Below are 8,026 nucleotides of genomic sequence, written 5' to 3'. Positions count from 1 at the left end.
GTGGCTGCCGTGGTCCAGCGACGGCCCTTCGGCGTAGGGCTGCGGTCCGTGGCGCAGGATCTTCACCAGGTACCAGATGCCCCAGCCGAACACGAAGGCGTAGCCGACCACGTAGACGCCCAGCGACAGCGCGGTCATCCACGCGCTCTGCGGGCCGACCGCATCGGCGGTGCGCAGCAGGCCATACACCACCCACGGCTGGCGTCCCATCTCGGTGACGAACCACCCCGACAGCAGCGCGATGAAACCGCTAGGCAGCATCCAGTTCCAGCCGCGCAGCAGCCATGGCGAATCGAGCAGCTTGTTGCGCCACAGCTGGAAGGCCGACACCCAGGCCAGCAGCAGCATCAGCGTGCCCAGCCCGACCATGATGCGGAAGGCAAAGAACACCGGCGTCACCGGCGGCCGCTCGCTGGCCGGTACCGAGGTCAGCGGGTCGAAGGTGCCGTCCAGGCTGTGGGTCAGAATCACGCTGCCCAGGTTCGGGATGGCCACTTCGAAATCGTTGCGCTCCTCCTTCTCGTTGGGCAACGCGAACACCACCAGCGGTACGCCCTCGCCTTCCCGGGTCTCATGCCAATGCGCTTCCACCGCCGCGATCTTCATCGGCTGGTGCTTGAGCGTGTTCAGGCCGTGCATGTCGCCGACGAAGATCTGCACCGGCACGGTCAGCGCGGCGAATGCCACGGCGGCGATCAGCATGCGCCGGCCCGCTTCCACGTGCGTGCCCTTGCGCAGGTACCACGCGCCCACGCCACCAATCACGAAACAGGTGGTGATGAACGAGCCCAGCGCCATGTGCGCGAGGCGGTAGGGGAACGAGGGATTGAACACCACCTGCCACCAGTCCACCGGATGCACGATGCCGTTGACCATCTCGTAGCCGGCCGGCGTGTGCAGCCAGCTGTTGGACGACAGGATCCAGAACGTGGAGAACAGCGTGCCCAGCGCAACCATGCAGGTGGACAGGAAATGCAGGCGCGGCGAGACCCGGCCCCAGCCGAACATCATCACGCCGAGGAAGCTGGCTTCCAGGAAGAACGCGGTCAGCACCTCGTAGGTCAGCAGCGGGCCGATGACCGTGCCGGCCACCTCGCTCAGCCGCGGCCAGTTGGTACCGAACTGGAAGGCCATGACGATGCCGCTGACCACGCCCATGCCGAACGACACCGCGAAGATCTTCTGCCAGAAGAAGTACAGCTCGCGCCACACGGGCAGCCTCGTGCGCAGCCAGCGCCATTCGATGAAGGCCAGCCAGCTGGCCGTACCGATGGTGAAGGCGGGGAACAGCACGTGGAAACTGATGACGAATCCAAACTGGATCCGGGACAACAACAACGCGTCCAAGGGACGCCTCCTGCCTGCGACCGGTGGGATACCGGACCACTTTAGGAGGACTTCGTTAAAACGGGATGCGACCGGGTGACGCGCTGCTTCACTTTGTCGCAGGGGTCAACCGTTCTGGTAGCTGCCAACCTTGGTTGGCACACACGCCCAAACGCCGACCCAGGTCGGCCTCTACCCACCGCGATTGGAGCGGCCCCTTGCCCGGCGGGTGCCTCAGTGCCAGAAATACCAGGCCGCCGCAGCCAGCAGGGCGCCAAACAACAGCACCTGCACCACCACATAACCCACGCCACCGTCGCGCGACTCAGCGGCAATGCGCTTCTGCAGCGCCTCGCTCACATCCGGCGTTTCTTCCTGCTGCGCGTGCTCACGCAACGCCTGCGCCAGCGCGCGCTTTTCCGCATCGCGAGGGTCGGTCGGTGGGTTCACAGCAGTTCTCCGGCGGCGGCATGCCGCGTCAGTTCCTGCCTCAGGACCTGGCGCGCACGGTGAAGGTGGCTCTTGATGGTACCGCGCGCCAGCCCGGTCACCTGCTCGATCTCGGCCAGATCGAAATCCTCCAGGTAATGCAGGCCGACGATCAGGCGCTGCGGTGCACTCAGCCGTTCCAGTGCCGCGCCGAGCTGGCGCCCGGCCTGCAGCGCCTCGCTCAGTTCAGCCGGCCCCGGCCCTTCATCGCCAATACCCAGTTCCTCGGGTACTTCCACCGCCACCATCCATTGCGCCTCCAGCCGTCGCCTGCGCAGGTGCTGCAGCGCCGTGGTGTAGGCGATCCGGGAAACCCAGGTGCGCAGCGAGCATTCAAAACGAAACCGATGCAGCTGGCGGAACACGGCAAGGAAAGTTTCCTGCAGCAGGTCGGCGACCTGGTCGCGGTCGCCCACCATGCGTCCGATCACATGCGCGCAGGTGCGCTGGTGGGTCTCCACCAGCTGCGCGAAGGCCGACTGCGAGCCATCGATGATGGCCCGCACCAGGGCCTGGTCCGCGTCCAGCGCTTTGGCGGGAGCCGCCATCGCCGCCGTATCCTCGCGGCGACGGCCCCGCAGTGCCGACAGCGCTTCGCCGAGCAGGCTCATGCGCGGGGCGCCCCCTGTGCCCGTGGCATGCCTGCCTCAGCCCTTGCGTGCGGCAGGCCGGGTGAAGTGCCAGGCCAGCAGCTGGCCGAGGCCGGCACTGCCGACCAGCGCGGCGGCGGCGCCAAAGGTCAGGTCACGGGCCCCGATGGCTTCCAGCAGGGCCATGGCCAGGGCCAGGCAGACCAGGCTGATGCCCCAGCGCAGCGCGCCCTGGCGGCGGCGTTCTTCTTCCAGTACCGCCAGCGAGCGGATAACTTCCTCTGGCACGTGCGGAGCCACCAGCTTGCTGCGGGCGCGGGCATCGGCAATGGCATGGATCGCGTAGGCGATGCAGATGAAGAGGGTGATCGGGATCAGTTCCTGCATGGTCGGGCTCCTGTTCGGTGGATGATGCGGGTTCAGGAGAATGGATGCGCGACCACGGCAACCGGTTGCGCCACTTTGCCAATCCCGCTGCCATGACCTGTGGCCCCTGCCCCGGGCCGGGGCGGCTGCTACCCTTGGCCGGTTTCCTCTTCTGGTGCCGTCCGCCCATGTCCCGAGTGCTGCCCCTGTCCCTCCTGCTGTCGGCCGTGCTGGCCGCACCGGCTGCGCATGCCGCGCCGACGCCGATCACCATCGAACAGGCCATGGCCGACCCGGACTGGATCGGTCCGCCGGTAGAGAAGGCCTGGTGGTCGTGGAACAGCCAGCAGGTGGAGTACCAGCTCAAGCGCAACGGCAGCCCGGTGCGCGACACCTTCCGCCAGCCGGTGGCCGGCGGCGTGGCCGCGCAGGTGGCCGATGACCAGCGCGGCACCCTGGACGTGGCCGATCCGGTCTACGACCGCAGCCGCAGCCGCAGCGCCTTCGTGCGCAATGGCGATGTGTTCGTGCGCGACCTGCGCAGCGGCGCGCTGACCCAGCTGACCCGCAGCAACGAGCGCGCGGGCAACGTGAACTTTGCCGCGGACAACGGCGTGATCTGGCGCGTCGGCCAGAACTGGTTCCACTGGACCGCCGCCAGCGGCGTGCAGCAGGTGGCCAGCCTGAAGGCCGAGAAGGACCCGCGCACGCCGCCGAAGGCCGACGTGCTGCGCGACCAGCAGCTGCGCACGCTGGAAACCCTGCGCCGCGACCGCGAGCAGCGCGAGGCATTGAAGGACCAGGACCAGCGCTGGCGCCAGGCTGATCCGACCCGCGCACCGGGCCCGGTCTACCTGGGCGCCGACGTCGAGATCGGTGACAGCGTGCTGTCGCCGGACCTGACCCACCTGATCGTGGTGACCAAGCCGAAGGACTTCGACGACGGCCGCACCAGCAAGATGCCGCTGTACGTGACCGAGTCGGGCTACGAGGAAACCGAGGACACCCGCACCCGCGTCGGCCGCAACGGCTTCGAGCCACACACCCTGTGGTACGTGGATGTGCGCACCGGCAAGGCCGAGAAGGTCTCGCTGTCCGGCCTGCCGGGCATCAGCACCGACCCGCTGGCCGAACTGCGCCGCAAGGCCGGCAAGGATGCGCTGAAGGGCGAGCGCAGCGTGCAGGTGATGAGCGACTTCATGGGCGGCGGCATCCGCTGGAGCGCCGACGGCCAGCAGGCCGCGGTGATGCTGCGCGCCAACGACAACAAGGACCGCTGGATCATCAGCGTCAATGCTGCCGACGGCCGCGTGCAGAACCGCCACCGCCTGACCGACAACGCCTGGATCAACTGGGGCTTCAACGATTTCGGCTGGATGGCCGATGGCCGCACGCTGTGGCTGTTGTCCGAGGAATCGGGCTTCTCGCACCTGTACACCCAGGCCGGCACCGCCAAGCCGCAGGCGCTGACCAGCGGCAAGTGGGAAACCTCGGCGCCGGTGCCGTCGGCCGATGGCAAGGGTTTCTACTTCCTGTGCAACCAGCAGGCGCCGCATGACTACGAAGTCTGCACGGTCGACACCGGCAGCCGCCAGGTGCGCGAGCTGACCAGCCTCAACGGCGTGGAGGATTTCTCGCTGTCGCCCGACGGCCAGCAGCTGCTGGTGCGCTACTCCGGCGCCTACCTGCCGCCGCAGCTGGCGGTACTGCCCAGTGCCGGTGGCCAGGCGCGCGTGCTGACCGACACCCGCACCGCCGACTACAAGGCACGCCAGTGGATCCAGCCGAAGCTGGTGGCAGTGCCGTCCAAGCATGGTGCCGGCGTGGTCTGGGCCAAGTACTACGAACCGGAAAACAAGGAACCGGGCCGCAAGTATCCGATCGTGATGTTCGTGCACGGCGCCGGCTACCTGCAGAACGTGCACCAGCGCTACCCGGCCTATTTCCGCGAGCAGATGTTCCACAACCTGCTGGTGCAGAAGGGCTACATCGTGCTGGACATGGACTACCGCGGCAGCGAGGGCTACGGCCGCGACTGGCGCACGGCCATCTACCGCAACATGGGCCACCCGGAACTGGAAGACTACAAGGACGGCCTGGACTGGCTGGTCGACACCCAGCAGGGTGACCGCGACCACGCCGGCATCTACGGTGGTTCCTACGGCGGCTTCATGACCTTCATGGCACTGTTCCGTGCGCCGGGCACCTTCAAGGCCGGCGCCGCGCTGCGCCCGGTGGTGGACTGGCACAACTACAACCACGGCTACACCAGCAACATCCTCAACACCCCGGACATCGACCCGGAGGCGTACCGCGTGTCCTCGCCGATCGAGTACGCGCAGGACCTGCAGGACAACCTGCTGATCGCCCACGGCATGATGGATGACAACGTGTTCTTCCAGGACTCGGTGAACCTCACCCAGCGCCTGATCGAACTGCACAAGGACAACTGGTCGATCGCCCCATACCCGCTGGAACGCCACGGCTATGTGCGTGCCGATTCCTGGCTGGACCAGTACAAGCGCATCCTCAAGCTGTTCGAGCAGAACCTGAAGTGAGCGACGCCGCAGCCACGATCCGGATCGTGGCTGCGGTCATCCTGGATGACCGCGGCCGGGCGCTGGTGGTGCGCAAGCAGGGTGCGCGCCGCTTCATCCAGCCCGGTGGCAAGCCCGAACCCGGCGAGGCACCCCTGCAGGCGCTGGCCCGCGAGCTGGACGAGGAACTGGGCGTGCAGCTGCGCGCCGATGCCGCCATCGCGCTGGGCACGTTCGAGGACTGGGCGGTGAACGAGCCCGGCCACCGCGTGCAGGCACAGGCGTGGTGGGTGCAGGTGGACGGCACGCCGCAGGCGCGCGCCGAAATTGCCGAACTGGCCTGGGTGCCGCTGCAACCGCCGCATGGCCTGCCCTTGGCACCCTTGAGCGAACACCATATCCTGCCGGCCGTCGCCACCCGGGCGACGGCCCGCTGAGCAGGCGGGCGCCGACTGCAAGGACATCGGATGTCAATGTCGATCCCGTCGATCCCCTCGCCGCTTTCCCCGGCCTATCACGCCTGGGTGCGCCCGGTCGCACAGGCTTCGTTCTGGCTGTCACTGCTGCTGACGATCTACTTCGTGCTGCAGGGACTGGTGCTGTGGCCGCTGCAGAACCTCGCGCTGTGGCACCTGGTGGAAGGTGAAGTGCAGCTCCAGCAGATGCACAGCCTGGTCTGGCTGCTGGCGCACCCGGTGGCCGCGTCAATGGTCGTCGCGCTGTTGTGCCTGGCCTCGACCGTGTCCAGTTGGGGCCTGCTGCGTGAACGTCGCTGGGGCCTGTGGAGCTTCGTGGTACTGCTGCTGCTGAGTGCCCTGACCAACTTCGCAGCCGCCTGGTGGCTGGACCTGTTCATGGGCGACTTCATTCCGTTGCTGGCCGATGACCCGGCCCTGCTGCAGGAACTGCAGCTGAAACGCTGGCTGATCACGCTGACCGTGGTCGGCATGTCGTTCGTGCTTCTCGGCCTGCAGGGCTGGCTGGCCTGGCGCCTGCTGCGCCCCGACGTGCGCGCGCGCTTCCACTGAGTTCTGCCGGGCGTGGGCCAAGGCCTCCGGCAGCGCCCGGCGTTTTGCCTTTGATCGTCAAGGAGACGACATGCTCTCATTCGCACCGTACCGCCACTGGCTGGCCTGGGCGTTGCTGCTGGCCACGCCGGTGGCCGCGGCACAGTCACCGCAATGCGGCCTGTTCAAGGCCGACGAAGGCAGCAGCACGCTGCGCGTCAGCTCATCCAACCGTGGCGAGCAGAAGCACTTCGGCAGCGCACCGACCCCGGTCGCGTTCCAGCAGATCGAAGGCAAGCTGCAGCTGGTGAATCTGGAATATGGCCTGCCCAGCGCGCTGCAGGTGCGCGACCGTGGCCGCACCCTCGAGGTGGACGGCACGGTCTACACCCTGCAGGCCCCTGCACAGTGCGCCGCAGCCGCCGCGCCGGCTGCGGGCAGCTGCCTGGCCGATGCGGCGGCCTGCCTGGACAACCGCCACGAGGCGACCCCCACCGCGCTGGCAGCGGCGTGCCGGGAAGGCGTGCCCGGCATGTGCCTGCAGCTGGCCGATCGCTGGCATGACGAGGCCAAGGCGCCGGCCACGCCGGATGAGGCGCGGCAACAGGCCATCCTCGATACCGCACTGGCCGGCATCGAACTGCCTGTGCCGTGCCGGAATGGCGGCTTCAGCAACGAGACACCGGCCTGTGCAGCGGCGCTGGAAGCGGATCCGGCGCTGCAGGAGCAGATCGTCAAGGCCGCGATGGGTGCGGCGATGGTCGAAGCGGTGAGCTCCGTACTGTCACCCTCCACGCCGGTGGTGGTGCCGGCCGCGCAGCGCCAGCAGCTGTTGCAGTTGTGCCAGCAGGTCGGCCATGGCGGCTTCTGCAGCCGCGTGGCCGAGCTCTCGTGGGAATCCGGCGACCCCTTGCAGGCGGTGCAGGCACTGGCCACAGCGTGCGCGCCCGGCAATGACAGCGCCGCCTGTGAGCGCCTGCCTGCGTTGCAGGCGCTGGGCGCCTCGTTGCGGCCGCAGCCGGCTACGGCGCTGCCCTGCGGCACCTTCCGCGCCGCAGGTGGCCTGATGGATACGCTGGACTTCGGCGATGCAGGACGGGTCGGCATCGGCTGGGACAGCCAGCTGCGTGCCCGTGTCGAAGACGGCGACGTCCGCATCCGCCACGACAAGGGCGGCGACTTCGTGCTGCGGCCGTTGCCCGGCGGCCAGCTGCTGGGCCTGGACACGTGGACACGCTTCCAGGTGTTCGTACCGACCGGCGAGGGCGCGAGCACCTGCAGCCCGCCGAAACACTACACGGTGCTGCCGCTGCCGCAGGACTGCCCGCAGGCGCTGGCCAGCGGCGGTGCCGAAGCCTGCTGCGCGCAGGGCAAGCTGCAGGGCTGCAACATTCTTGGCAACCGTCTTGCGCTGTCCGGGCAGTGGCGACAGGCGGCAGAGCACTACACCACCGTGTGCCGTGCCGGCGTGCGCGAGGGCTGCGAGAACCTGGTCGCAGCGCAGGGCCGCAGCAGCGACGTCGACGCCCATGCGACGCTGGAGCGGCTGTGCGCCGCCGACCGCAGCGGGCGCCACGTCGCCTGCGATGTGCTGGACACCGGAAACTGGAGCGCCCTGGAGCTGGGTCGCGTCCTGCAGGAGGCGGTGGACGAAGCGACGGCCGAGGACGCTCCGGCGCCGCGCACTTCCAATCGCAAGCGCTGAGCCTGC

General features: G+C 68.3%; 8 protein-coding genes. 4 read left to right on the top strand and 4 right to left on the bottom strand.

Translation table 11 applies throughout. The features are described 5' to 3' along the window. The 4 genes from AB839_RS19005 to AB839_RS18990 all read right to left on the bottom strand — a co-directional run. Positions 1 to 1,347: cytochrome ubiquinol oxidase subunit I (locus tag AB839_RS19005; RefSeq protein ID WP_061480550.1), on the bottom strand; the 1,347-nt coding region annotated here is incomplete at its 3' end. A 213-nt stretch (positions 1,348 to 1,560) separates the two neighbouring features. Further along, positions 1,561 to 1,776: a hypothetical protein gene (locus AB839_RS19000; RefSeq protein WP_061480549.1), complete on the bottom strand. Its 216-nt coding sequence runs from the start codon at positions 1,774 to 1,776 to the stop codon at positions 1,561 to 1,563. After that, positions 1,773 to 2,426, bottom strand: a complete 654-nt coding sequence (locus tag AB839_RS18995; RefSeq protein WP_061480548.1) for a sigma-70 family RNA polymerase sigma factor — start codon at positions 2,424 to 2,426, stop codon at positions 1,773 to 1,775. The genes AB839_RS19000 and AB839_RS18995 overlap by 4 nt, the downstream gene beginning before the upstream one ends. A gap of 36 nt (positions 2,427 to 2,462) precedes the next feature. Next, positions 2,463 to 2,792 (bottom strand): hypothetical protein, encoded by a 330-nt coding sequence (locus tag AB839_RS18990; RefSeq protein ID WP_005414880.1) that lies wholly within the window; start codon positions 2,790 to 2,792, stop codon positions 2,463 to 2,465. 167 nt (positions 2,793 to 2,959) lie between these two features. Here AB839_RS18990 and AB839_RS18985 point away from each other — a divergent pair, with 167 nt between their 5' ends. The 4 genes from AB839_RS18985 to AB839_RS18970 all read left to right on the top strand — a co-directional run bounded on the left by AB839_RS18985 (position 2,960) and on the right by AB839_RS18970 (position 8,020). Then, positions 2,960 to 5,329 carry a S9 family peptidase gene (locus AB839_RS18985; protein ID WP_061480547.1) on the top strand — a complete coding sequence of 790 codons (2,370 nt, stop codon included), beginning with the start codon at positions 2,960 to 2,962 and terminating at the stop codon, positions 5,327 to 5,329. Then, positions 5,326 to 5,745: an NUDIX domain-containing protein gene (locus tag AB839_RS18980; RefSeq protein ID WP_061480546.1), complete on the top strand. Its 420-nt coding sequence runs from the start codon at positions 5,326 to 5,328 to the stop codon at positions 5,743 to 5,745. Before AB839_RS18985 ends, AB839_RS18980 begins: the two co-directional genes overlap by 4 nt. A gap of 30 nt (positions 5,746 to 5,775) precedes the next feature. Next, positions 5,776 to 6,336 (top strand): hypothetical protein, encoded by a 561-nt coding sequence (locus AB839_RS18975; protein ID WP_061480545.1) that lies wholly within the window; start codon positions 5,776 to 5,778, stop codon positions 6,334 to 6,336. 70 nt (positions 6,337 to 6,406) lie between these two features. Continuing rightward, positions 6,407 to 8,020 (top strand): hypothetical protein, encoded by a 1,614-nt coding sequence (locus AB839_RS18970; RefSeq protein ID WP_061480544.1) that lies wholly within the window; start codon positions 6,407 to 6,409, stop codon positions 8,018 to 8,020. The last annotated feature ends 6 nt before the right edge of the window (positions 8,021 to 8,026 follow it).

Origin of the sequence: Stenotrophomonas sp. DDT-1, from assembly GCF_001580555.1 — a bacterium.
In the GTDB taxonomy this organism is placed as follows: Bacteria; Pseudomonadota; Gammaproteobacteria; order Xanthomonadales; family Xanthomonadaceae; genus Stenotrophomonas; species Stenotrophomonas sepilia.
Note: the sequence above shows the minus strand (reverse complement) of the source record. Positions and strands in the feature narration are given on the sequence as shown.

Coding starts and splice junctions, on each gene's coding strand:
- AB839_RS18995 (WP_061480548.1), bottom strand. CDS start 2,426: ATGAGCCTGCTCGGCGAAGCGCTGTCGGCACTGCGGGGCCGTCGCCGC.
- AB839_RS18990 (WP_005414880.1), bottom strand. CDS start 2,792: ATGCAGGAACTGATCCCGATCACCCTCTTCATCTGCATCGCCTACGCG.
- AB839_RS18985 (WP_061480547.1), top strand. CDS start 2,960: ATGTCCCGAGTGCTGCCCCTGTCCCTCCTGCTGTCGGCCGTGCTGGCC.
- AB839_RS18975 (WP_061480545.1), top strand. CDS start 5,776: ATGTCAATGTCGATCCCGTCGATCCCCTCGCCGCTTTCCCCGGCCTAT.
- AB839_RS18970 (WP_061480544.1), top strand. CDS start 6,407: ATGCTCTCATTCGCACCGTACCGCCACTGGCTGGCCTGGGCGTTGCTG.